The 24,102-nt window shown below is 72.5% G+C and carries 23 protein-coding genes; 8 read left to right on the forward strand and 15 right to left on the reverse strand.

Annotated elements, in window-relative coordinates; all coding sequences use genetic code 11:
- Position 1: 1 nt before the first annotated feature.
- The 5 genes from hisB to BLV05_RS24695 form a co-directional block, all read right to left on the reverse strand.
- A complete protein-coding gene (gene hisB, locus BLV05_RS24675) occupies positions 2–601 on the reverse strand; it encodes an imidazoleglycerol-phosphate dehydratase HisB (RefSeq protein ID WP_046767700.1) in 600 nt (199 codons plus the stop codon).
- The gene (locus BLV05_RS24680; RefSeq protein WP_046767699.1) at positions 598–1,692 is read right to left on the reverse strand and encodes a histidinol-phosphate transaminase; all 1,095 of its coding nucleotides are present in this window, start codon (positions 1,690–1,692) and stop codon (positions 598–600) included. Before BLV05_RS24680 ends, hisB begins: the two co-directional genes overlap by 4 nt.
- Positions 1,689–3,005, reverse strand: a complete 1,317-nt coding sequence (gene hisD / locus BLV05_RS24685; protein WP_046767698.1) for a histidinol dehydrogenase — start codon at positions 3,003–3,005, stop codon at positions 1,689–1,691. Before hisD ends, BLV05_RS24680 begins: the two co-directional genes overlap by 4 nt.
- Positions 3,006–3,191: 186 nt before the next feature.
- Complete coding sequence (locus BLV05_RS24690) at positions 3,192–3,701, reverse strand: hypothetical protein (RefSeq protein ID WP_052762275.1); 510 nt, start codon at positions 3,699–3,701, stop codon at positions 3,192–3,194.
- A 79-nt stretch (positions 3,702–3,780) separates the two neighbouring features.
- On the reverse strand, positions 3,781–4,356 hold the full coding sequence (locus BLV05_RS24695; RefSeq protein WP_197683301.1) for a TetR/AcrR family transcriptional regulator: 576 nt from the start codon (positions 4,354–4,356) through the stop codon (positions 3,781–3,783).
- Positions 4,357–4,438: 82 nt separating this feature from the next.
- Between BLV05_RS24695 and BLV05_RS24700 the strand changes: the two genes are divergently transcribed.
- A complete protein-coding gene (locus tag BLV05_RS24700) occupies positions 4,439–5,212 on the forward strand; it encodes an SDR family NAD(P)-dependent oxidoreductase (RefSeq protein WP_046767696.1) in 774 nt (257 codons plus the stop codon).
- Between the two features lie 29 nt (positions 5,213–5,241).
- Positions 5,242–5,715: a GNAT family N-acetyltransferase gene (locus tag BLV05_RS24705; protein WP_052762274.1), complete on the forward strand. Its 474-nt coding sequence runs from the start codon at positions 5,242–5,244 to the stop codon at positions 5,713–5,715.
- On the opposite strand, the gene BLV05_RS24710 is transcribed toward BLV05_RS24705, so the two are convergent.
- Both BLV05_RS24710 and BLV05_RS24715 read right to left on the reverse strand, forming a co-directional pair.
- Positions 5,712–6,305 carry a SanA/YdcF family protein gene (locus BLV05_RS24710; RefSeq protein ID WP_052762273.1) on the reverse strand — a complete coding sequence of 198 codons (594 nt, stop codon included), beginning with the start codon at positions 6,303–6,305 and terminating at the stop codon, positions 5,712–5,714. The two genes, BLV05_RS24705 and BLV05_RS24710, sit on opposite strands and share 4 nt — an antisense overlap.
- Positions 6,302–6,898 (reverse strand): TetR/AcrR family transcriptional regulator, encoded by a 597-nt coding sequence (locus BLV05_RS24715; RefSeq protein ID WP_197683302.1) that lies wholly within the window; start codon positions 6,896–6,898, stop codon positions 6,302–6,304. The genes BLV05_RS24710 and BLV05_RS24715 overlap by 4 nt, the downstream gene beginning before the upstream one ends.
- A gap of 110 nt (positions 6,899–7,008) precedes the next feature.
- Here BLV05_RS24715 and BLV05_RS24720 point away from each other — a divergent pair, with 110 nt between their 5' ends.
- From BLV05_RS24720 to BLV05_RS24730, 3 genes are read left to right on the forward strand one after another with little or no spacing between them, the layout of a single operon-like run.
- Positions 7,009–9,201 (forward strand): MMPL family transporter, encoded by a 2,193-nt coding sequence (locus BLV05_RS24720; protein WP_052762272.1) that lies wholly within the window; start codon positions 7,009–7,011, stop codon positions 9,199–9,201.
- 4 nt (positions 9,202–9,205) lie between these two features.
- Complete coding sequence (locus BLV05_RS24725; protein ID WP_046767693.1) at positions 9,206–9,934, forward strand: VOC family protein; 729 nt, start codon at positions 9,206–9,208, stop codon at positions 9,932–9,934.
- A gap of 45 nt (positions 9,935–9,979) precedes the next feature.
- A complete protein-coding gene (locus BLV05_RS24730; protein ID WP_197683303.1) occupies positions 9,980–10,192 on the forward strand; it encodes a type II toxin-antitoxin system VapB family antitoxin in 213 nt (70 codons plus the stop codon).
- A gap of 36 nt (positions 10,193–10,228) precedes the next feature.
- On the opposite strand, the gene BLV05_RS24735 is transcribed toward BLV05_RS24730, so the two are convergent.
- Genes BLV05_RS24735 through BLV05_RS37135 form a run of 4 tightly spaced genes read right to left on the reverse strand, consistent with a single transcriptional unit; the run spans position 10,229 to position 13,279 of the window.
- A complete protein-coding gene (locus BLV05_RS24735) occupies positions 10,229–10,888 on the reverse strand; it encodes a formylglycine-generating enzyme family protein (protein WP_046767760.1) in 660 nt (219 codons plus the stop codon).
- A 5-nt stretch (positions 10,889–10,893) separates the two neighbouring features.
- On the reverse strand, positions 10,894–11,856 hold the full coding sequence (locus BLV05_RS24740) for a sugar kinase (protein WP_046767691.1): 963 nt from the start codon (positions 11,854–11,856) through the stop codon (positions 10,894–10,896).
- Positions 11,853–12,503, reverse strand: coding sequence for a bifunctional 4-hydroxy-2-oxoglutarate aldolase/2-dehydro-3-deoxy-phosphogluconate aldolase (locus BLV05_RS24745; protein WP_046767690.1), 651 nt, complete (start codon positions 12,501–12,503; stop codon positions 11,853–11,855). The genes BLV05_RS24740 and BLV05_RS24745 overlap by 4 nt, the downstream gene beginning before the upstream one ends.
- Entirely contained in the window at positions 12,500–13,279 is a 780-nt protein-coding gene (locus BLV05_RS37135) for an IclR family transcriptional regulator (protein WP_052762271.1), read from the reverse strand. Before BLV05_RS37135 ends, BLV05_RS24745 begins: the two co-directional genes overlap by 4 nt.
- A gap of 126 nt (positions 13,280–13,405) precedes the next feature.
- Here BLV05_RS37135 and BLV05_RS37140 point away from each other — a divergent pair, with 126 nt between their 5' ends.
- The gene (locus BLV05_RS37140) at positions 13,406–13,975 is read left to right on the forward strand and encodes a hypothetical protein (RefSeq protein ID WP_052762270.1); all 570 of its coding nucleotides are present in this window, start codon (positions 13,406–13,408) and stop codon (positions 13,973–13,975) included.
- Positions 13,976–14,129: 154 nt separating this feature from the next.
- On the opposite strand, the gene BLV05_RS24755 is transcribed toward BLV05_RS37140, so the two are convergent.
- Positions 14,130–15,104, reverse strand: coding sequence for an acetylxylan esterase (locus tag BLV05_RS24755; protein WP_046767688.1), 975 nt, complete (start codon positions 15,102–15,104; stop codon positions 14,130–14,132).
- Positions 15,105–15,271: 167 nt separating this feature from the next.
- Between BLV05_RS24755 and BLV05_RS24760 the strand changes: the two genes are divergently transcribed.
- Both BLV05_RS24760 and ybaK read left to right on the forward strand, forming a co-directional pair.
- Positions 15,272–18,469 carry a glycosyl hydrolase family 95 catalytic domain-containing protein gene (locus tag BLV05_RS24760; protein ID WP_082155060.1) on the forward strand — a complete coding sequence of 1,066 codons (3,198 nt, stop codon included), beginning with the start codon at positions 15,272–15,274 and terminating at the stop codon, positions 18,467–18,469.
- A 57-nt stretch (positions 18,470–18,526) separates the two neighbouring features.
- Complete coding sequence (ybaK, locus tag BLV05_RS24765; protein ID WP_046767687.1) at positions 18,527–19,024, forward strand: Cys-tRNA(Pro) deacylase; 498 nt, start codon at positions 18,527–18,529, stop codon at positions 19,022–19,024.
- Here the strand turns inward: ybaK and BLV05_RS24770 are convergent.
- The 3 genes from BLV05_RS24770 to BLV05_RS37145 all read right to left on the reverse strand — a co-directional run bounded on the left by BLV05_RS24770 (position 19,021) and on the right by BLV05_RS37145 (position 23,923).
- The gene (locus BLV05_RS24770; protein ID WP_157524302.1) at positions 19,021–19,578 is read right to left on the reverse strand and encodes a DUF2567 domain-containing protein; all 558 of its coding nucleotides are present in this window, start codon (positions 19,576–19,578) and stop codon (positions 19,021–19,023) included. The genes ybaK and BLV05_RS24770 overlap by 4 nt on opposite strands.
- Complete coding sequence (gene dnaE / locus BLV05_RS24775) at positions 19,563–23,123, reverse strand: DNA polymerase III subunit alpha (RefSeq protein ID WP_231948600.1); 3,561 nt, start codon at positions 23,121–23,123, stop codon at positions 19,563–19,565. Before dnaE ends, BLV05_RS24770 begins: the two co-directional genes overlap by 16 nt.
- 101 nt (positions 23,124–23,224) lie before the next feature.
- Positions 23,225–23,923, reverse strand: coding sequence for a chorismate mutase (locus tag BLV05_RS37145; protein WP_197683305.1), 699 nt, complete (start codon positions 23,921–23,923; stop codon positions 23,225–23,227).
- Positions 23,924–24,102 lie beyond the last annotated feature (179 nt).

The raw sequence follows: 24,102 nt of genomic DNA on the forward strand, positions 1-24,102 counted from the left end.
GTCACAGCGCGCCCTTCGTCGACGGCACGCCGCGCTCGCGCGGGTCGATGGCGACGGCGGTGCGCAGCGCCCGCGCGACGGCCTTGAACTGGGCCTCGGCGATGTGGTGCGGGTCGCGGCCGCCGAGCACGCGCACGTGCATGGTCAGGCCGCCGTGGTGCGCCAGGCTCTCCAGCACGTGCGCCGTCAGCGACCCGGTGAAGTGGCCGCCGATCAGCACGTACTCCTGCCCGGCCGGCTCGCCGGAGTGCACGAAGTACGGGCGCCCCGACACGTCGACGACGGCGTGCGCCAGCGCCTCGTCCAGCGGGACGGTGGCCTCGCCGTAGCGGACGATGCCGACCTTGTCGCCGAGCGCCTCGCGCAGCGCCTGGCCGATGACGATCGCGGTGTCCTCGACGGTGTGGTGGACGTCGATGTGGGTGTCGCCCTCGGACCTTACGGTCAGGTCGATGAGCGAGTGCCGGGCCAGCGCCGTCAGCATGTGGTCGTAGAACGGCACCGTCGTGGCGATGTCGTGGCGGCCCTCGCCGTCGAGGTCCAGTTCGACGCTGACCTTGCTCTCGCTGGTCGCGCGCTCGACCTTCGCGGTGCGGCTCATCGTTGTTGCTCCTTCAGCACGTCGACCAGGGCGACCTTGAACGCCGTCGTCTCCTCGGGGGTGCCCACCGACACCCGCAGCCAGCCGTCCGGGCCGGTCTCGCGGATCAGCACCCCGTGGTCCAGCAGAGCTTGCCAGACGGCGTGCCGATCCTCGAAGACGCCGAACAGCACGAAGTTCGCGTCGGACTCGGCGGTCGTGAGGCCGGCGTCGCGCAGCCAGGCGGCCAGCGCGTCGCGTTCGTCGCGCAGCTGGGCGACCCTTGCTTGCAGCTCGGCTGCGTGCTCGAGCGCGACGACGGCGACCGCCTGCGTGACCGACGACAGGTGGTACGGCAGCCGGACGACGCGGAGGACGTCGATGATCTGCCGGCTGGCCGCGACGTAGCCGAGGCGGGCGCCGGCGAACGCGAACGCCTTGCTCATCGTCCGGGTGACGATCAGCCGCGGGTGGGTGGCCAGCAGGCCGAGCGCGCTGGGGACGCCGTCGCGGCGGAACTCCGCGTACGCCTCGTCGACCACGACGACGCCGTCGGTGGCCTCGTGCAGGCTGCTGACCAGGTCGAGCGGGACGGCGGTGCCGGTCGGGTTGTTCGGCGACGCGATGAACGTCACCGTCGGCTGGTGCTCGGCCACGGCCTTCGCGGCGAGGTCGGGGTCGATGCCGAAGGTCGCCTCGTCGCGCGGCGCCGTCACCCAGCGGGTCGAGGTGTCGCGGGCGTACTCGGGGTACATCGAGTAGGTCGGCGCGAAGCTGAGCGCCGTCCGTCCCGGGCCGCCGAAGGCCTGCAGGATCTGCAGCATGACCTCGTTGGAGCCGTTGGCCGCCCACACCTGGCCGGTGTCCAGCGCGACGCCGGCCTCGTTGTGCAGGTAGGCGGCCAGCCGCTCGCGCAGCGTCGTCGCCTCGCGGTCGGGGTACCGGTTGAGGTTGCGGACGGCGTCGGCGACCGCGCGGGCGGCGTCGGCGACCAGCCGCTCCGACGGCGGGAACGGGTTCTCGTTGACGTTCAGGCGGACCGGCACGTCGAGCTGGGGCGCGCCGTACGGCTCGACGCCGCGCAGCTCGTCGCGGATCGGGAGCTCACTCATGTCTCGTCCTCGAACCGCGCCGTGATCGCCTCGCCGTGGGCGGGCAGGTCCTCGGCGTCGGCGAGGGTCCGGACGGTGTCGGCGACGGCGCGCAGGGCGGTCTCGTCGTACTCGACGACGTGGACGCCGCGCAGGAACGTCTGCACCGACAGGCCGGACGAGTGCCGCGCGCTGCCGCCGGTGGGGAGCACGTGGTTGGAGCCGGCCGCGTAGTCGCCGAGGCTGACCGGTGACCAGGGGCCGACGAAGACGGCGCCGGCGTTGCGGACGCGTTGTGCGACCAGTGTCGCGTCGCGGGTCTGGATCTCCAGGTGCTCCGCGGCGTAGGCGTCGACGACGGCCAGGCCCTGCGCGAGGTCGTCGACGAGGACGATGCCGGACTGCTCGCCGGCCAGCGCCGTCCGGACCCGTTCGTCGTGCTTCGTGCTCTTGGCGCGCAGGTCGAGCTCGGCGGTGACGGCGTCGGCGAGCGCTTCGCTGTCGGTGACCAGCACCGACGCCGCGAGCGGGTCGTGTTCGGCCTGGCTGACGAGGTCGGCGGCGACGTGCCTGGGGTCGGCCGTCGCGTCGGCCAGCACGGCGATCTCCGTCGGCCCCGCCTCGGCATCGATGCCCACGACCCCGCGCAGCAGCCGCTTCGCCGCCGCGACGTAGACGTTGCCGGGCCCCGTCACCAGGTCGACCGGCTCTACTTCACCGTCGATGCCGTAGGCGAGCATCGCGAGCGCCTGGGCGCCGCCGACCGCGTACACCTCGGTGACGCCGAGCAGCGCGCAGGCCGCCAGGATGGTCGGGTGCGGCAGGCCGCCGGCTCGTGCTTGGGGCGGGCTCGCGACGGCGAGGCTCTGCACCCCCGCGGCCTGCGCCGGGACGACGTTCATGACGACGCTGCTCGGGTAGACCGCCAAGCCGCCGGGCACGTAGAGGCCGACACGGCGGACCGGGATCCACCGCTCGGTGACCGTCCCGCCGGCGACCACCGTCGTGGTCGTGTCGGTGCGGCGCTGGTCGGCGTGGACGAGGCGGGCGCGGCGGATGGACTCCTCGAGCGCTGCCCTGACCCTGGGGTCGAGGGTGCCGAGCGCGTCGTCGATGTCGCCCTGGGCGACCCGCACCTGCTCCAGCTCGACCCCGTCGAACCGCAGCGTCAGCTCCTTGACCGCCGCCAGCCCCCGCTGCCGCACGTCGTCGCAGATCGGCCGCACGGCCTCGAGCGCCGCCTCGACGTCGATCGGGGCGCGTGGGACGAGCGTGCGGTAGTCGAGGCTCTCGCCGGCGGCGAGCCTCCCCCGCAGGTCGATGCGGCGTATCACTCACCCAAGTCTAGGTGTGGCGTTCACCCCTCGGACGCATTGCCCGCATCGCAAGATGCTGCGGCGTGCCGCTGCCGTTGCGGGCCGGTGCGCGGTGCGGATAAGCTGAAGGCAGCCAAGGGCACTAGCCTGCGGAAGTGAGCCCTGCAGCCTACCGGACGGTGGGTGAGCGGGGCTTCGCGCTGTTCAGAGCGCGATCTCCGTCGTGTAGGCCGCCACCCGCGCCCGCCACTGCCCGCCGCGCGACCAGCACCAGGCGATCGCGTCCGGCACGCACAGCAGCAGGTCCTCCTTCGCCCGCAGATGCGTGTAGGCCAGTTCGGGGGCGTAGTCGAGCCCCGCCTGGTAGAGCAGCCGCCTGTCCGCCTCGACCAGCGAGTCGTCCCGCTCGATCACCAGCCGCTGCACGCCGGCCGCGGCGAGGTCCGGGACCAGCCGCTCGAGGCATGCCAACCGCGCCGGCCTCGCATTCTTCGTCGAGTACACCCGATGCTCCGCGCCGAGGCTCTCGATGCCGGTCAGGATCCTGGCGCGGCGGCGGTCGCTCTCATGCGAGAAATGGATGCGCTTCTGCCCACCGGTCAGCAGTCCGCGCATGAACCGCCGAGCGGCGGCGACCTCACTCGCGGGAATCAGGACGACCGCGATGATGTACCTGCCGGCGACCGACTCGTCGACGAACGCGTGCAGCACCACAGGGACCTCCGATCACGGGACAGGCGATCAGTCTGCCTCGCTCGGCCGGAGTGCCCGTGAAGTTATCCACAGGCCGCGTCTACGCAGGTCGCGGCCCTATCCCCCGCAACAACGTGTCCACGACGCGGGCGGCCAGAGCGTCGGGGTCGGAGGCGTCGTCGCCGGCGAGGGTCTCGCCGATCAACGCGTAGTAGACGCGGCGCGCCCAGTCCAGGTCAACCGCGGCGTCGATCGCCCCCGCCGCCTGGGCCTTGCCGAGCAGCTCGACGCAGCGGCGGGAGATGCGGCGCTGCGCCTCGGCCACCGGCGAGTCCGGCCGCATCGAGCTGGCCAGCGCGAACGGCCAGCTCACCTTGACCCGCAGGACGTTCGCGGTGATCTCGTGCAGCGCGACGAGCGGAGGCGCGGTCTCGGGGCGGCCGGCCTCGATGGCGGCGGCCAACTGCTCGACGGCGGCGGCGGACATCGCGTCGACCAGGGCCTGGCGAGTGGCGAACCGGCGGTGGACGGTGGTGCGCGCGACGCCCGCGGCTTGGGCGACCTGCTCCAGCGACGCGCCGGGGTCGCGGGCCAGCACCCGCTCGGCGGCCTCGAGGATCGTCCGGACACTGCGTTCGGCGTCGGCGCGCAGCGGCCGCTCCAGCGATGCACTCACGTCCCCCACGATACAGCTCCGCCATTAACTGCTACAGTTATGTTGCAGTTAACTACCGAGCAGCGACATCAGAGGAGCAACCATGCCCACCGCACTCATCACCGGAGCGTCCTCCGGCATCGGCGCCGAGTTCGCCCGTCAGCTCGCCGCCCGCGGCCACGACGTCGTCCTCGTCGCCCGCTCGAAGGACCGCCTCGAGGCACAGGCCGAAGGCCTCCGCCACGACCACGGCATCGCCGCCACCGTCGTCGCCCGCGACCTCGCCGAGCCCGGCGCGGCCGCCGCCCTCGCGGCCGAACACCACGGAACCGTCGACCTCCTCGTGAACGCCGCCGGCTTCGGCACGGCCGGCCGGTTCGAGCAGATCGCCGCCGGCCGCGACCACGACCAGCTCATGCTCAACGTCGTCGCGCTCGTCGACCTGTGCCGCGGCGTCATCCCGGGCATGCTCGCGCGTGGCAGCGGCGCCGTCGTCAACGTCGGCTCGACCGCGGGCTTCCAGCCGTCGCCGTACTTCGCGACGTACGCCGCGGGCAAGACGTTCGTGCTCAACTTCAGCCTCGCGCTGCGCGCGGAGTACCGCGGCCGCGGCGTCCGCGTGCTCGCCCTCTGCCCCGGCCCGACCCGGACGGCGTTCTTCGACGCCACCGGCGAGCGGGCGGCGATCGGCGGCCGGATGATGACGGCGGAGGCGGTGGTCCGCGCCGGCCTGCGCGGCCTCGACCGCGACCGCGCCTACGTCGTCCCGGGCCTGGGCAACGCGCTCGGCGCACACCTCAACCCGCGGCGGCCGCGGCGACTGGTCGCCGCGATGGCGAAGTCGGTCACCCGGCGCGTCCTCGAACCCTCTAGCTAATCCCTGACCGAAGTCAGACAATATCGCGCATGGAGATCCGAGCGACCGACCCCGAGTCGGACCTGGCCCGGCGGTGCCTGTCGGCGTTCGCGGACGAGCTGCGGGTGCGCTTCCCCGAGGGCTTCGACGACGGCGACCTGGTCGCCGCCCGCGAGCTGGTCCCGCCCGGCGGCGTCCTGCTCGTCGCCACCGCGGACCGCGGGACGGGGCTGGCCTGCGGCGCCGTCCGCACCATCGCTCCCGCGACGGGCGAGCTCAGGCACATGTGGGTGCACCCCGACGCCCGCGGGCAGGGCCTCGGCCGCCGCCTGCTCGGCGAACTGGAGGCGCACGCGACGACGCTCGGGCTGACGACCCTCAAGCTCGGCACGCACGCCGTCCTCACCGAGGCGGTCCAGCTGTATCGGTCGGCCGGCTACGCCGGCGTCGAGCCGTACGGCGACACCCCGCACGTCCACCACTGGTTCGCGAAGCAGCTCACCCAGGCGGCAGACGCGCCCTAGCCGAAGATGGCCCGCACCATCGCCGGCACCGACGCCGCCACCTCGCGCACGTACCCCTGCCGCGTCCCGGGCGGGTTGGAGTCCTTCGAGTCGTGCGCGACGCCGACCGCGTCGAGGCCGAGCGACCGGCACAGCGCGACGGTGCGCGGCAGGTGGAACCGCTGGCTCACCACCAACAGCCGCGACAGCCCGAACTCGTCGCGGGCCCGGACGCACGACGCCCAGGTGTCGACGCCGAGCGGGTCCTCGACGATCGCCTCCGCCGGCACCCCGGCCGACTCGAGGTACCGCCGCATCGCCGCCGGCTCGTCGTACCCGCCCGGCGCCGTCCCGCCGCTGACCAGCAGGGTCCGCGTCCGGCCCAAGTGATAGAGCGCGGCCGCGACGTCCAGCCGCCCGGCCAGCAGCCGCGACGGCACGCCGTCGGCCCGGACGCCGGCGCCCATCACCATCGTCACGTCCTCCGACGGCGCTTCGGCGGGGTTGGACAGAATGCGCCCGGCGCTCGCGGAGTACGCCCAGATCGTCGGCGCGGCCAGGGCGACGACGGCTGCCGTGGCGGCCAGGACGATCCAGCGCCGGCGGCTCATCCGACCACCGGCTCGAGATACCCGTGCAGGACGGCGCGCAGCTCGCCCTCCAGGACGGCGCGCTCGGCGCCCTCGGCGGCGACGATCAGCGGCATCATGGCCCGGACCAGCTGGATCGACACCGTCGCGGCCCGCGCCACGTCGTCGGCCCCCAACTCCGGCGCGCGCGCCGACAGCAGCGCCGACACCCGCCCGAGCAGCGCGGCGTGCAGCGGCGCGACCGCGGCGGTGAGCGACGGCGGCAGGTCCGGCCGGGCGAACAGCGCCTTGAACCCGCGGTTGGCCAGGTTGAACTCGACCAGCGGGCCGGTGATGGCGCTGATCACCTGGTCCAGCGGCAGTGTGGCGAGGTCGGCGCCGTCGAACGCCGCCGTCCGCAACTCGTCCAGCTGCGCGGCGTAGCGCTTGGCCAGCGCGTACGCGATGTTCTGTTTGTTGGCGAAGAACTGGTAGAGCGACCCGGGCGAGATGCCGGCCTTGGCGGCGATGGTGTTGGTGCTGGTCGCCTCGTAGCCGGACTCGGCGAACGCCTCCGCAGCCGCCGTGAGGATCTGCTCGATCCGCGCCTCCCCGCGCGCCTGCCGTTTCGTCACACCACCACCCTGGGATCGATTCGACAAATACGAGCGATTGCTCGTATTGTTCGAACACGAGCTTCGACTCGCCTTTTCATTCAAGCTACCACGAGGGGAGCCGCCCGATCATGCTCGGCCGTTACGTCACCCGCGCGCCACGCCGCGTCCTCGCCGGGTCCGTCCTGCTGTTCCTGCTGGCCGGGGTGCTGGCCGCGAGCGTCATCGAGGCGCTCGCGCTCAACCGGTACGAGGCGCACGGTTCGGAGTCGCTGCAGGCCCGCGCCGCCCTGGCCGAGCAGTTCGGCACCAGCACCTCCAACGTCGCGCTCCTGGTGACGGCGACCGGCGACGGCTCGGTGGACGACGCTTCCGTCGCGGCCGCGGGCGCCGCGCTGACCGAGCGATTGGCCGCCGAGCCCGCCGTCGGCGACGCGTGGTCCTACTGGAGCGAGGGCGCCGCGACGCTGCGCAGCGACGACGGCCGGCATGCGCTCGTGCTGGCCTGGGTCCCGGGCGACGCCGACCACGTCCGCGGCGACGTCCTGCCCGGCCTGACCGAGCGGTTCGCCGGTGCGGACGGCCCGATCGAGGTCGCGGTCGGCGGCGGCGACGAGGTGTTCCGGGTGGTGGCCGAGCAGGCCCGGGCCGACTTCGTGCGCGCAGAGATCGTCATCATCCCGCTGGTCGGCGTGCTGCTATGGCTGGTCTACCGGCGGCTCGGCCCGGCGTTGGTGACGCTCGGCGTGGGCTTGTTCGCCGTCGTCGCGACGCTGGCGGTGCTGCGCATCGTCACGCTGTTCACCGAGGTGTCCACGTTCGCGTCGAACATCGCGTTGGTCATGGGCATCGGGCTGGGCGTCGACTACGGGCTGTTCGTCACCTACCGGTTCCGCGAAGAGCTGGCCCGCGGCCTCGCCGTCCCCGAGGCAGTCCGGGCGGCGGTCGCCGGGGCGGGGCGGACGGTGCTGTTCAGCGGCGCGACGGTGGCGGCGTCGCTGGCCGTGCTGTTCGTGTTCCCGTTCCCGTTCCTGTCGTCGTTCGCCTACGCGGGCATCGCCGTCGTACTGGCGGCGGTGTTCGGTGCGACGGTGATTCTGCCGGCGGCGCTGACGCTGCTCGGCCACCGGGCCGCGCGTCGTAGGCCCGTCGAGGCGGGGCACGAGACCGGCTTCTGGTTCCGGCTCTCGACCGCGGTGATGCGCCGTCCGGTGGTCAGCGGCGGCGCGGCGCTCGTCGTCCTGCTCGGGCTCGGCGCGCCCGCCCTCGGCATCGACTTCGGCTCCCCCGACGACCGCATTCTCCCCGCCAGCCAGCCGGTCCGCGCGCTGTACGACACCATCCGGTCCGACTTCGCGACGGAGGACGCGGACGCCGTCCAGGTGGTCGCGCCGGTGCTCGACGACGCGCAGGTCGCGCCGTACGCGGCGGCGCTGTCCGAGCTGGACGGCGTCGAGCGGGTCGACTCCGCGGCCGGGGCGTTCGCGGGCGGCGCCCGGCTCGCCGACGCCGCCGAGCCCGACCCCGGCCGCTACGCCGACGGCACCGGCGCCTGGTTCGCCGTCGTGCCGACCGGCGAGCGGCTGGCCGACAACCCGACCGGGCTGGTCGCCGACGTGCGCGGGCTGCCCGCGCCGACGGACGTGCTGGTCGGCGGCTACCCGGCCGAGCTGGCCGACTACCGCGACGGCGTCGTCGACCGATTACCGCTGGTCGGCGTGCTGATCCTCGGCGTGTCGTTCGTCGTGCTGTTCCTCATGACCGGGTCGGTGGTCGCGCCACTGAAGGCATCGGTGCTCAACCTGCTCAGCCTGTCGGTGATGTTCGGCGTGCTGGTGTGGGGCTTCCAGGACGGCGGCCTGGCCGACCTGCTCGGCTTCACCCCGACCGGCACCATCGAGCCGAGCATCCCGATCCTGATGTTCTGCGTCGCGTACGGGTTGTCGATGGACTACGAGGTGTTCCTGCTGGCCCGCATCAAGGAGGACTACGACCGCACCGGCGACGTGTACGGGTCGGTGCCGCGCGGCATCGCCCGGTCGGCACCGCTGGTCACCGCCGCGGCGCTGATCCTGGCCGTGTCGTTCGCGGTGTACGCGACCGGCGAGGTGGTGTTCCTGCAGCAACTCGGCATCGGCATGGCGCTGGCGGTCCTCGTCGACGCGACGCTGATCCGCGGCGTCCTCGTGCCCGCGCTGATGCGGCTCGCCGGGCGGGCGAACTGGTGGGCGCCCGGCCCGCTGCGCCGGCTGCACGACCGCATCGGCCTGCGCGAATCGGCCGGCCGGCCAGCCGATCGCGCCCTGCAGGACGTGGTGCAATGAGTGCATGCCGACCCGGACGGTCCCGCTGCTGCCCTGCTCCTCCATCGACGAGATCCGCGACTTCTACCTGCCCCTCGGCTTCGAGGTCGCCTACTACCAGCAGCGCCCGAACCCGTGCGTGGCGCTGCGCCGCGGCGACCTCGACCTGCAGTACTTCGGCATGGACGGCGTCGTGCCGGAGGAGTCCTACAGCACGTGCCTGGTGCTGGTCGAGGACACCGAGCCGCTGTTCGAGGCCTTCGCCGCGGGGCTGCGGGCCAGCTACGGCAAGCTCCCGCTCAGCGGCTTCCCCCGCATCACCCGGCCGCGGCGGCGCAAGAACGCCGGCAACCTCAGCGGGTTCAGCCTCATCGACCCGAGCGGCAACTGGATCCGGGTGATGCGCGACGGCAGCGACGGCGCGGCCGTCGGGCCCGTGACTTCTGCCGGTGACGGGAGCCGGCTCGCGCAGGCGCACGCGAACGCCGTCGTGCTGGCCGACTCCCACGGCGACCCCGCGCAGGCGGCGAAGATCCTGGGCGGGGCGCTCGGCCGGGCCGCGGGCGAAGCCGACGCAGTCGAGCGGTTCGAGGCGCTGGCCTTCCTGGCCGAGCTGCGGGTCCGGGTGGACGACCCCGCAGCGGCCCGCGCCGCCATCGCCGACGCCCGCGCCATCGAGCTGACCGGCCCCGAGCGCGACCAGCTCGCGGCGACCTTCGCACAGCTCAGCGAGCTGGACGACGCCCTGCTGTAGAGCCAGGCTGCGTAGGGCTGCTGGCTCGACTGGATAATCGACCGCATGAAGACCACGGTGAATCTGCCGGACGAGCTTCTCCGCGAGGCCCGGGAGCTCGCCCGCCGTGAGGGGACGACGCTGCAAGAGCTCATCGAGACCGGCCTGCGCGGCGTCGTCCGGCAGCACTCCGCCGAGGCACCGTTCGTACTCGACGACGCGAGCGTCGGCGGCAATGGACTACGGGCGGAGTTCCGCGCGCGGGGTGGGAGCAGCTGAGCGTGGCGACCTCCTCACAGCGGTGATCGCGATCGTCTACCCGCCTGCGGCCACGCCGGACCGCGCCAGCCGGAAGCCGACGTCGTCGACCCGGAAGGTGGGGTGGCTGCGGCGGCGGACCGAGGCGCGGCAGCTCCAGTGCTCGTCGAACCAGCCGCCGCCGCGCAGCACCCGGTAGGTGCCGTACACCTCGGCGTCGTAGAGGTCCCAGCACCAGTCCCACACGTTGCCGATCAGGTCGTACAACCCCCACTCGTTCGGCGCCCGGGTGCCGACCGCGTGCGGCCGCTCGCCGGAGTTGCCGCGGTGCCAGGCGATCTCGTCCAGCGGGCCGTACCGCGGGCCTGTCGTCCCGGCCCGGCAGGCGTACTCCCACTCGGCCTCCGTGGGCAGCCGGTACCCGTCGGCGGCGGCGTCCCACCCGGCCCGCTCGCCCGCCTCGTCGACGTCGTAGGCAGGCGTGAGCCCGTCGCGCAGTGCCAGCGCATTGCAGAACCGGACCGCGTCCCACCACGACACGCACTCGACCGGCAGGGAGTCGCCGTCGGACGCGCTCGGCCGCGCGCCCGTGACCTCCGCGTACAGCCCCTGCGTGACCGGCACGGCGCCGAGCGAGAACGCCGCGACGTCCACCGTCCAGCGCCGCTTCGTGCGCCGGTCCGACAGCGCCACCCAGCCGGCCGGGACGGCGACCAGCTCGGTCAGCGGTGCACCGCCTCGGTGGCCTGCAACGCCGGGAGGTCGGCGCGGGTGGGCAGGCCCTCCCAGTCGCCGAGGGCGGTGCAGGCGAACGCGCCCGCCGCGACCGCCGTCGCCAGCCGCCGGTCGACCGGGGCGCCCTCCATCAGCTCGGTGAGGTAGCCGGCCACGAACGCGTCGCCGGCGCCGACGGTGTCGACCACCTGGACCGGGACGGCCGGCGTGCGCCGCAGCTCGCCGTCGACCAGTGACACCGCGCCGTCGGCACCCAGCTTGATCACCACGTGCGCCGGGCCGAGCTCGGCCAGCGCGTACGCCATGTCCTCCGGGTCGCGCTCGGGCACGATCAGCGACGCCTCCTCCGGGCCGGCGAACAGCACGTCGGCCTGCCGGGCCAGCGGCGCGAGGGCGGCGCCCGCGTCGTCGCGGCTCCACAGCGCCGATCGGTAGTTGACGTCCAGCGAGACGGTGACGCCGGCGGCCCGCGCGGTGTCGACGGCCAGCTGCACGGCCGACGCCGGGCCGGGGCCGAGCGCCGGGGTGATGCCGGTGACGTGCAGCACGCCGGCCTGCTGGATCGGCTCCAGCGGCAGGTCGAACGCCGTCAGTGCCGACGCCGCGCTGCCGGCCCGGTAGTAGCGAACACGAGTGTGCAGGCTGTTCGGCCGTTCCTTCACCATCAGCCCGGTGGGCCGGGTGTCGTCGACGGAGGCGAAGGCGGTGATCCCCTCGGCGCGCAGCTCACGCAGCATCAGCTCGCCGAACCCGTCGGCGCCGACCCGGCTGATCCACGTCGCCGGCCGGCCGAGCCGCCGCACGCCGACCGCCACGTTGAGCTCCGCGCCGGCGACGGACAGCTGCGCCGTGCGGTGGTGCGCCCAGCCGCCGGTCTCGGTGGCCGCGACCAGCGCCATCGCCTCGCCGATCGTGACGAGGCCACCCGCGCGCCCGCCCGCCGCGCTCATGCGCCGGCCCGCGCGTCGCGCACGGCCGCCAGCGCCCGCGCCGCCCGGTCCGCCAGCGCGCCGAGGTCGCCACCGTCGGCGGCGTCGCCCAGCAGCGGTCCGCCGAGCCCGACGCCGGACGCGCCGGCACGGATCCACTCGCCGATGTTGTCCAGGCTGACGCCGCCGGTGGGCATGATCGCGATGTCCGGGAACGGCCCGCGCAGCGCCGTGATGTAGGACGGCCCGACCGCCGAGCCGGGGAACAGCTTGACCACCGTGGCACCGGCCCGCCACGCCGTCAGGACCTCCGTCGGCGTGAACGCGCCCGGGTACGCCGGGATGCCGGCCTCGCGCGCGACGGCGACGACGTCGGGCTCGACCGACGGCGACACGACGAACCCCGCACCCGCCTCGACGACGGCCCGCGCCTGCTCCGCGTCGACGACCGTGCCCGCGCCGACGTCGACGGTGTCGGGCAGCATCTTGCGAATGGTCCGAATGGCGTCGACAGCGCCCGGCGACGTCAGCGTGATCTCCAGGCAGGTGATCCCGGCGTCGACGAGGGTGCGGCTGATCTCGCCGAACCGGTCGGCGGAGCGGGCCCGCAGGATCGCCATGACCCCGGTCTCGCGCAGTTGCGGACTCGGGGGGATGCGGTCGGTCATGTGGTTCCTCTCTGGGGCGGTGGGGCGCCGAGCTGGGCGGAGATCGTCCGTCCCGCGGCGACGACGAGCTCGCCGAGCCGCTCGAACCGGTCGGGGGTGATGCGCGTGGCCAGCCCGGCGACGGAGACGGCGGCGACCACGGCGCCGTCGTGGTCGAACACCGGCCCGGCGACGCAACGGATGTCCGGCTCGTTCTCGATGTCGTCGACGGCGTAGCCCTGGCCGCGGATGGTCGCCAGGCCGGCCCGGAACGCGGCGGGGTCGGTCACCGTCCGCTCCGTCCGCGGCGTCAGACCGTTCGCGACGACGGCCTCGACCGTCTCGGCCGGCGCGAAGGCCAGGTAGGCCCGGCCGACGCCGGTCGAGTGGGCCGGCTGGCGAGAGCCGACGTAGGAGTTCATCCGCACCCGCCCCGGCCCGTCGATCTTGTCGATGTAGACCATGTCGGGCAGGTCGGGCAGCACCAGATGCACCGACTCCCCCGACTCGTCGACCAGGCGGCGCAGCGCCGGCTGAGCCAGCGCCCGCAGGTCGACGGAGTCCAGATAGTCGCGGCCGAGCTGCGCCGTGCGCGGGCCGAGCAGGTGCCGGCCGCCCTCGACCCGGACCAGCCCCGCCTCGGCGAGCGGGGCGAGCAGCCGCAGGGCGGAGCTCTTGTGCACCCCGATCGCCGCGGCCAGCTCGGTCAGCGTCGCCCCGCCCGCCGCCGTGGCCTCCGCCACCGCGTCGAGCAGCGCGATCCCCCGTCGCAGCGACGACGAGTTGTTCCGCTCCACCGGCTCACCTTCTGTTGCGCTCTGCACAACCGCATTGTGTAGACGAGTCCAGCATAGCGGGTGGACTGTCAGAGCCGGACGGCAGACTTGAGCGGTGACGGTCCATGGAAGGGAGCGCGAGCCGGCGTGGAGCTGTCCGCGATGGTCGACGAGTGCGAGGCGGTCCGGGCGGGCCACTCGTACAGTCTCGCCGCGTCCATCATCCCGTCCGATCGGCTCGACACCGTTCGCGACGCCGTGACGGCGCTGACGCCACGCAACCGCAGCAAACTGCACTGGCACGATGCCGAGACGACCGAGCGCAGGCTGCAGCTCGTTCAGCTGGTCGCCGACCTCGACGCCATCGAGCACGTCGCAGTAGTGCTGTCCACGCGACCGGCCGAACGCCCTGAGCGGCGTCGTCGCCACTGCCTGGGCCGACTGCTGCCCGAGCTGCATGACCTCGGCGTCAGCCGGGTCACCGCTGAAGCGCGCGAGGCCAAGCAGAACCAGCGCGACCGGCAGTTCCTCGACGGCCTGCGTGCGCAAGGCCTGGTGCCGGCGACGCTGCGACTGGACCACCGTCCGGGCCCGGCCGAACCGGCACTCGCCGTCGCCGACATCGTGGCGGGGGCCGTCCTGGCCAGCTACTCCGGCGATGGCCGCTTCCGGAAGGTCGTGGAGCACAAACTCACCGAGCTCGTGATCGACCCCTGACATGCCGCGAGCCCGGGACCCCGACCAGCGGGACCTTCCCAGGCTCACTACCGGTTCCCACCTCGATGGGCCGGTGTCCACAGTCTACTCACCACCGCCGCCGAAGGCCACGGCCGGCCCGGCCAGAACGCCGAGCCGACCCGTCACGTACGGCTCAGTCGCCCTTGACGACGTCGCGGAGCCAGGTCAGCTGCTCCCGTGTCTGGAAGGTCTGGCCGCCCTCGTGCTTGTTGTACGGCCACACCTTGATGTCCTTCGGGCCGGCGTAGTGGTTGTACGACCCGAACACTGTCGACGGCGGGCAGGTGGTGTCCATCAGGGCGACGCTGTACAGGGCCGGCGTGGTGGCGCGGGCGGCGAAGTTCATGCCGTCGAAGTAGGACAGCGTCCGGAACACCTGCTCCTCGTGGTCGCGGTGGATCGACAGGTACCGCGCGATCTCGTAGTACGGGAGCGTCTCGACGATCTCCGTCGCCCGGCGGAAGCCGGTCAGGAACGGCACGTCGATCATCGCGCCCACCAGGCCGGGCCGCAGCCCGGCCACCGCGGTCGCGATGCCGCCACCCTGGCTACCCCCGGCGATCACCAGCCGCGACGCGTCGACGAGCGGGTGCTCGACCGCGGCGTCCAGGGCGCGGACGGCGTCGGTGAACACGCGCCGGTAGTAGTAGTCGGCCGGGTCGAGCACGCCGCGAGTCATGAACCCCGGCGTCTGCGCGTTCTGGCCGCCCGTCGGGTCCGGCGTGTCACCCGGCGAGCCGCCGGAGCCCTGACCGCGGGTGTCCATCACGAACGTCGCGAACCCGGCCACAGCGGTGGTCAGCCAGTCGTGCGGGAACCCGCGGCCGCCGCCGTAGCCGATGTAGTGGACGACGGTCGGCAGCGGCTCGGTGGCTCCGGCCGGGACGATCAGCCAGCCGGCGATGCGGTGCCCGCCCCAGCCGGAATACCGCACGTCGAACACGTCCACCAGCCGCAGCGCGGCGTCGTACGGCATGAACCGGGCGTCGAGCGGGAACCCCGCGGCCTCGGCCAGGGTCCCGGACCAGAACTCGTCGAAGTCGGGCTGCTCGTCGCGCTCCGGGCGGTAGTCGCGCAACTCAGAGAGGGGCTTGTCGAACAACGGCATGGCGGGCATCCTCCGCGTGCGTCGTTGAGTGTGGTCGGACCACCCTAATCGACGCCGAGAGATCGGATCGATTTGCCCGCTTCATGCCCTTGATTCCGAACGATCACCGCCTCTATCCTCCAACACATCCGACGTATCTCCCCCAACGGTGCGCGTGGAGGCCCGGCATGAGCCGACGGAGACGAGCAGGCCTGGCACTCGGAGCGACGGCGACGGCGGTGATCACGGTGGCGTCCCTCACGACGACGACCTCGACGGCCGACCCGGCGGCCGCGGCCGACGCGGCCGTACCGGCGGCGGATCCCCAGGCGGCGGCGGACGACCTCGTGCTCTGGTACAACGAGCCGGCGACGTCCTGGGAGAGCCACGGCCTGCCGATCGGCAACGGCGCGCTCGGCGGCGTCGTGTTCGGGCAGGTCGGCACCGAGCGGATCCAGTTCAACGAGAAGACGCTCTGGATCGGCGGCCCGGCGCCCGGCCGGCAGTACACCGGCGGCAACTGGACCACGCCGCGCCCCACCGCCCTGCAGGACGCCCGCGACCTCATCGACGAGCAGGCCGAGGTGACGCCCGAGGTCATCACCGGGCTGCTCGGCCAGGGCCGCGACGACTTCGGCTCGTACACGACGTTCGGCGAGCTGCGCCTGGACTTCGGCGCCGGTGCGGGCGACGGCGTCAGCGGCTACCGGCGCGACCTCGACCTCGGCGATGGCACCGCCTCGGTCAGCTACCAGCGGGGCGGCATCACGTACACGCGCGAGTACTTCGCCAGCTACCCCGACGGCGTCCTGGTCACCCGGCTGACGGCGGACCAGCCGGGCGCCATCGACGTCGGCGTCTCGCAGACGATCCCCAGCGGCCGCACCAACACGCAGGTCACGCGCGACGGCGGAAGGCTCACCGTCGCGGGCAACCTCAACGACAACCAGATGCGGTTCGAGTCGCAACTGCAGGTCATCCCGGACGGCGGCAGCGTCGGCGGCACGTCGAACACCGTCCAGGTGACCGACGCCGACGCCGTCACCATCGTGCTGGGCGCGGGCACGAACTACAGCGACGTCTACCCCACCTACCGCGGCGACGACCCGCACCAGCGCGTCACCCAGACCGTCGACGCCGCCGCGGCGAAGCCGTACGGCGACCTGCGCGGCACCCACGTCGCCGACTACACCGAGCTGTTCGACCGGTTCACGCTCGACCTCGGCCAGTGGCCCCCGTCGACACCGACCGACGACCTGCGCACGGCCTACGCCGCCGGCACGCTGCCGCCGGAGCACGCGCGCTACCTCGAGGTCCTCTACGCGCAGTACGGCCGCTACCTGCTCATCGGATCGTCGCGGGCGGGGTCGCTGCCGGCGAACCTGCAGGGCGTCTGGGCCGAAGGCGTCAACAACCCGTGGGGCGCGGACTACCACGTCAACATCAACCTGCAGATGAACTACTGGCCGGCCGAGGTCACCAACCTGTCCGAGACGACGGCGCCGCTGTTCGACTACATCGACTCGCTGCGCCCGCCGGGCCGGGTCAGCGCGGAGCAGATGTGGAACGCCGACGGCTGGGTGGTGCAGAACGAGACGACGCCGTTCGGCTACACCGGCGTGCACGACTGGCCGACGTCGTTCTGGTTCCCGGAGGCCAACGGCTGGCTCTCACGGCACCTGTGGGAGCACTGGCTGTTCACGCAGGACGAGCAGTTCCTGGCCGACACGGCGTACCCGATCATGCGCGAGGCGACCGAGTTCTGGCTGGACTTCCTGGTCGAGGACCCGCGCGACGGCACGCTGGTGGTCTCGCCGAGCTACTCCCCCGAGCACGGCCCGTACACCGCGGGCGCCTCGATGTCGCAACAGGTCGTCTGGGACCTGCTGACGAACACCGTCGCCGCGTCCGAGGAACTCGGCGTCGACGCAGACTACCGGGCCGAGCTGCAGGACACGCTGACCAGGCTCGACCCGGGCCTGCGGGTCGGCGAGTGGGGCCAGCTGCAGGAGTGGAAGGTCGACATCGACGACCCCAACAACGACCACCGGCACGTCTCGCAGCTCTACGCGCTGCACCCGGGCGCGCAGATCGCCCCGCTCACCGAGCCGGAGCTGACCGAAGCGGCCCGGGTGTCGCTGGAGGCCCGCGGCGACGGCGGCACCGGCTGGAGCAAGGCGTGGAAGGTGAACTTCTGGGCCCGGCTGCTCGACGGCGACCACGCGCACCTGATGCTGCGCGAGCTGCTGTCCAGCTCGACGCTGCCGAACCTGTGGGACACCCACCCGCCGTTCCAGATCGACGGCAACTTCGGCGGCACCGCCGGCGTCGCGGAGATGCTGCTGCAGAGCCACACCGGCACCATCGACGTGCTCCCGGCGCTGCCGTCGGCGTGGTCCACCGGCAGCCTCGACGGGCTACGTGCACGCGGCGCGTACACCGTCGGCGTCGACTGGGCGGCCGGGCTGCCCACCGAGATCCGGCTGACAGCCGACCGCGGCGGCGAGACCGTGCTGCGCAACGCCGCCTTCGCCGGGCCGGTCCGGGTCTACGACGGCGACGGCCGGGTCGTGCCCACGACGGCCGACGGCGACCGGATCACGCTGGTCACCGAGGCCGGCGAGTCGTACCGCATCGTGCCGCAGGCCAGGGTAGGCGCGACGGTGCCGGAGGGGACGCAGCGCCCCGGCACGACCATCCCGGTGACGGTGACGCTGGCGCCGGCCGAGCAGCGGGCGATCCCGTCGACGCGGATCACGCTCGACGCGCCGGACGGCTGGACCGTCACGCCGTCCACCCTGCGGATGGCGCCGGTCACCCGCGGCACCACGCGGACGGCGGAGCTGGCGCTCACCGTCCCCGAGGGCACCCCGGACGGCTCCTACCAGCTCACCGCGCACGTCACGTCGGACGACTGGAGCATCCCGGTCCGCCTGGGCGTACAGGTGCTGCGGCCGAACCTCGCCCGCGCCAAGCCCGCCACCCAGTCGACGACAGAGGCCGGCGGCGTGCCGGCCCGGGCGGTGGACGGCAACACCAGCGGCAACTGGGGCAACGGCTCGGTCACGCACACCCAGTTCCAGCCGCAGCAGTGGTGGCAGGTCGACCTCGGCGCCGTCGAGGACATCGGCGAGATCGCCGTCTGGAACCGGACCGACTGCTGCGCCGACCGGCTGACGAACTTCTACGTGCTCGTGTCCGACACACCTTTCACGTCCGGTTCGCTGAGCGAAACTCTGGCCCAGCCCGGTGTGTGGTCCTACCACACCGCCGGCCAGGGCGGCACACCGACACCGGTCGACGTCGGGCGCACCGGGCGGTACGTCCGCGTGCAACTCGCCGGAAACACAGCGCTGTCCCTGGCGGAGGTGCAGGTCTTCGGCTGAGATCGAAACGCGGCGCGTGCGATGACGAATGACGGGGGTTGGGTCTAGATTGCCCTAATGGGGACAACAACACGCCAGCGCACAGGAACACCGGCAACGCTGGTGCTGGAGCGAGCGGGGGTGCCGTTCACCGTGCACCCGTACCACCACGATTCCTCCGCGCCGTCGTTCGGCCTGGAGGCTGCCCGCGCCCTCGGCGTCGTGCCGACGCGCGTTTTCAAGACCCTCCTGGCCGAGATCGACGACGAACTCGTCGTCGCCGTGGTGCCGGTGTCGGGGTCACTGGATCTCAAGTCGCTGGCTCGCGCCGCCTCGGGGAAGCGTGCGGTCATGGCCGCCACGTCGCAGGCGGAGCGGGCCACCGGCTATGTGGTCGGGGGGATCAGTCCGTTCGGGCAGCGGCGCCGGCTGCCCACCATCGTCGACGAGTCGGCCTACGGCTACCCGACGGTGTTCGTCTCGGCCGGCCGCCGGGGTCTCGATGTCGAGATCACCCCGGCCGACCTGGTCAGGCTCACGGGGGCCAAGACCGCCACCATCGGGCGGACCAGCTAGGGCGTCGAGCCAGGCGCGCCGGGTGCGGGCGGCGTCCAGGGGGTGCGGTCTTCGCGGAACAACGCGACCACCGCGGCCACGACCACGGCCACCATGGACCACACGAGCAGCGCCGCGTCCGACTCCAGGCGCAGCGGGATCTGCAGCTCGGCGCCGTCGGCGAGCCCCGCCACGTCGCCCTCAGGCCCCAGGAACTCGCCCACGACCTGGGCGATCAGGGACCCGACGACGCCCATGGCGGCCATCGCCACCAGAACGGCGACCGGGTTGCGCCGGTGCCACAGCGTGAAGACGATCGACAGCACCAGCCCGAACCCGGCGCCGACCAGCGTGAACACGGCGTCGCGGCCGAACAGGTGCTGGCCCTCGCGTGCGTCGAAGCCCAGCCCGCCGTTGACCACAACGCCGGTGGCGTCGGGCGCGAGCAGCCACCAGAGCACGCCCATGAGGACGCCGGCGACGGCGGAGACGGCGACGATCTGGGTCACGACGCGGACGGTGCTCGGCGCGCTGTGGCCCAGCCGTTCGGCCCGCGTCACTACGACGCCAGACACGTCGGCCCCAGCAGCTGCTTGAGGTCGCCCATGAGCGCCGTCGACGGGGTGACCCGCAGGCGGTCGTCGAGCTTCATGACGGTGGTGCGGCCGGTGCCGGTGAGCTTCAGGTGCACCGGGGTGACGCCGGGGTGCGTGCTCAGGATGTCCTTGAGCCGCTCGACCACCGGCGGGGTGCAGCGGGTCATCGGCATGGTGACCACGACCGGGCCGGACGGGCCGTCGGAGAGGTCGGGCATGCTCAGCTCGGCCGCGATCAGCTGCGGCGCCTCTTCGCGGCGGTCCAACCGGCCCTTGACGACGACGATCTCGTCCTCGGCCAGCTGCAGCGCGTACAGCTGGTAGGTGGCCGGGAAGAACATCGCCTCGATGGAACCTTCGAGGTCCTCGATGGTGACGATGGCCCAGGTGTCGCCGCGCTTGCTGACCTTGCGCTGCAGCGACGTGATGAGCCCGCCGACGCTGAGCGTGGTGCCGTTGGGCACCTCTTCCTCGTCGGTGAGCGTGGAGATGGGCCGGTCGGAGGCGTTGGCGATGATGTGCTCGAGGCCCAGCAGCGGGTGGTCGGAGACGTAGAGGCCGAGCATCTCGCGCTCGAACGCCAGCTTCTGCTTCTTGTCCCACTCGGTGAGCTCGGGCACCTGCACCTCGAAGCCGCCGGCGGCGTCGTCGCCCGCGCCGCCGAAGAGGTCGAACTGGCCGACCGCCTCGTTGCGCTTGAGCGAGATGACGGTGTCGACGGCGTCGTCGACGATGGCGGCCAGCGCGCGGCGGGCGTAGCCGAGCGAGTCGAACGCGCCGCCGCGGACCAGCGACTCGACCACCCGCTTGTTGCAGACGTGCACCGGGACCTTGTCCATGAAGTCCGGGAAGGTCTCGAACCGGCCCTTCTCCTGCCGGGCCGCGACGATGCCGTCGACGACGTTGGCGCCGACGTTGCGGATGGCGGTGAGGCCGAAGCGGATGTCGGTGCCGACCGGGGTGAAGTCGCCGGCGGACTCGTTGACGTCGGGCGGCAGCACTTTGATGCCCATGCGGCGGCACTCGGACAGGTACAGCGCGGTCTTGTCCTTGTCGTCGCGGACCGACGTGAGCACGGCGGCCATGTACTCGGCCGGGTAGTGCGCCTTCAGATAGGCGGTCCAGTACGCGATGACGCCGTAGGCCGCGCTGTGCGCCTTGTTGAACGCGTAGTCGGAGAACGGGACCAGGATGTCCCAGAGCGTCTTGATGGCGGCGTCGCCGAACCCGCCCGCCTTCATGCCGTCGGAGAACGGCACGTACTCGGCGTCGAGGACCTCGCGCTTCTTCTTGCCCATGGCCCGCCGGAGCAGGTCGGCCTTGCCGAGCGAGTATCCGCCGAGCTGCTGGGCGATGGCCATGACCTGCTCTTGGTAGATGATCAGGCCGTAGGTGGTGCCGAGGATGGGTTCGAGCGCTTCGGCCAGCTCGGGGTGGATCGGCGTGATGGGCTGCTGGCCGTTCTTGCGCAGCGCGTAGTTGATGTGGCTGTTCGCGCCCATGGGGCCCGGGCGGTACAGGGCGATGGTCGCGGAGATGTCCTCGAAGTTGTCGGGCTTCATCTGCCGCAGCAGCGACCGCAGCGGCCCGCCGTCGAGCTGGAACACCGCCAGTGTGTCGCCGCGGCCGAGCAGCTCGTAGGTGCCGCGGTCGTCGAGCGGCAGGTCCTCGAGGACGATGGCGTCCTTGCCGTTGCGGACGATGTTCTTCAGCGCGTCGTCGAGGATGGTGAGGTTGCGCAGGCCCAGGAAGTCCATCTTGACCAGCCCGAGCTCTTCACAGGTCGGGTAGTCGAACTGGGTGATGATGGCGCCGTCCTGCTCGCGCTTCATCACCGGGATGGTGTCGAGCAGCGGCGCCGACGACATGATGACGCCGGCCGCGTGCACGCCCCACTGGCGCTTGAGGTTCTCGAGGCCCTTCGCGGTGTCGACGACCCGGCGCACCTCGACGTCGGACTCGTACAGCGACCGGAACTCGCCCGCCTCGGCGTAGCGCTTGTGCTCGGGGTCGAAGATGCCGGAGAGCGGGACGTCCTTGCCCATGACGGCCGGCGGCATGGCCTTGGTGATGCGCTCGCCGACCGCGAACGGGTTGCCCAGCACCCGGGAGGCGTCCTTGACGGCCTGCTTGGCCTTGATGGTGCCGTAGGTGACGATCTGCGCGACGTGGTCGGTGCCGTACTTCTCAGTGACGTAGCGGATGACCTCACCGCGCCGGCGCTCGTCGAAGTCGATGTCGAAGTCGGGCATCGACTTGCGCTCGGGGTTGAGGAACCGCTCGAAGATCAGGCCGTGCGGGAGGGGGTCGAGGTCGGTGATGCCCATGGCGTACGCCGCGATGGACCCCGCGCCGGAGCCACGGCCCGGGCCGACCCGGATGCCGTTGTCCTTGGCCCAGTTGATGAAGTCGGCGACGACGAGGTAGTAGCCGGCGTAGCCCTTGGTGGTGACGACCTCGGTCTCGTAGTTGGCCCGGGCCCGGACCTCGTCGCTGATGCCGCCGGGGAAGCGCCGGTGCAGGCCGGCCTCGACCTCTTTGACGAACCAGGAGACCTCGTCCTCGCCCGCCGGCACCGGGTAGCGCGGCATGTACTTGCCGGCCTCTTCGACGAACTTGACGTCGCAGCGCTCGGCGATGAGCAGGGTGTTGTCGCAGGCCTCGGGCAGGTCGGCCCAGGTCTGGCGCATCTCGGCCGCGGACTTGAGGTAGAAGTCCTCGGCCTCGAACTTGAACCGCTTGGGGTCGGCCAGCGTGGAACCGGACTGCACGCACAGCAGGACGGCGTGCGCCTCGTGGTCGGCCGGGTGGGTGTAGTGCAGGTCGTTGGTGGCCAGCAGCGGCAGACCGAGGTCCTTGCCGAGCCGCAGGAGGTCTTCACGGCTGCGCTTCTCGACCTCGAGCCCGTGGTCCATCAGCTCGAGGAAGAAGTTGTCCTTGCCGAAGATGTCGCGGAACTCGGCCGCGGCTTTGAGGGCCTCGTCGTACTTGCCCAGGCGCAGGAACGTCTGCACCTCGCCGCCGGGGCAGCCAGTGGTCGCGATGATGCCGCTGGAGTACTGCTGCAGCAGCTCGCGGTCCATGCGCGGCTTGAAGTAGAAGCCCTCGAGGGAGGACAGCGACGACAGCCGGAACAGGTTGTGCATGCCGCCGGTGTTCTCGGCGAACATCGTCATGTGCGTGTAGGCGCCGCTGCCAGAGACGTCGTCGCCGCCGCCGTCGCCCCACCGGACCCGGGTCTTGTCGAACCGGCTGGTGCGCGGCGTGAGGTACGCCTCGGTGCCGATGATCGGCTTGATGCCGTGCTTCTTCGCCTTGTTGTAGAAGTCGTAGGCGCCGAACACGTTGCCGTGGTCGGTGGTGGCCAGCGCCGGCATGCCCTGTTTGGCGGCCTCTGTGAAGAGGTCGTCGAGGCGGGCGGCGCCGTCGAGCATGGAGTATTCGGTGTGCACGTGCAGATGCACGAAGCTCGACGACGCGGAGGAACCGGCAGCACTCGACACGACGTTCAGACGCCTCCTCACGCAGACACTCCACCGGCGCCAGAGGGGTGTGCGCCGGGGACTGGGGACAGCTTATGCCGCGGCTCCGACAGCGTCCGGGTGCCACTCCGACGAGAGGCGGCTCACAACCGCCAGACGGGCGGTTCGTCCGACTCGTCCCGTTCCGCCGCGTCGAGCCCGGCCTCGATGATCGCCGTCACGACCCGGGCCAGCGACTCCGGCGGCAGCGACGGCGCGCGCTCGGCCATCGCGGCGACGATGGCCGCCTCGCGCTGAGGGTCGCGTCCGGCCCGGCCACCCACGGGCTTGAGCCGCTGCACCCGTCCGGCCAGCGCGACCCGGTGCTCCAGCAGCGTCGCCAGCGCCGCGTCGACGGCGTCGATGGCCGCGCGGCAGTCGGCCAGCGTGCCGGGGACGGCGGACCGGACCAGCGGCGCGATGCGGGCGGCCGCCTCACGGGCCTGACCCGCGGCCGCGGCGCCGGACGCCTCCAGCCACAGCCCGTCCGCCCCGGCGGCGACGGCGGCCGCGGCCAGCTCCGGCCGCTCCCCCAGATTCGCGACGACCGGACGCCCGTGCCGGCGCGCCCCGGCGATCGCCCCCGGGTCGGCGCCGTCGACGAACGTGACGGAGCCGGCCGGGACGGCGTCGTGGTCGAGGTCGCCGCCGGCGCCAGTGGGTGCGACGACGGGCGGCACCGGCCCGCCGAACGGCGCGGCGAACGATGCGGCGAACGGCCGGGCCGGCGTGGCGGCGCTGGGGTGGGCCGGGACGCCGTTGCGGGTCGCGGCGCCGGCGCCGGGGTGCGGGGTTGCGGTCACGGGATGCTCCTGTGTCGTGAGCAGCCGTCCGCTGGGAGGAACCGGCCGCTCGGGGCCACATGACGAGAGGCCCCAGGCCGATGCCTGAAGCCTCGTGAGCCGACTCGGAGGAAGGCCGCGCTACGCCTCGACGCGGCCGGCCACCCGGGCCGGCTCGGTAAAGACGAGGGACGTTCGCA

The sequence above is a fragment of the Jiangella alkaliphila genome (assembly GCF_900105925.1).
GTDB lineage: Bacteria > Actinomycetota > Actinomycetes > Jiangellales > Jiangellaceae > Jiangella > Jiangella alkaliphila.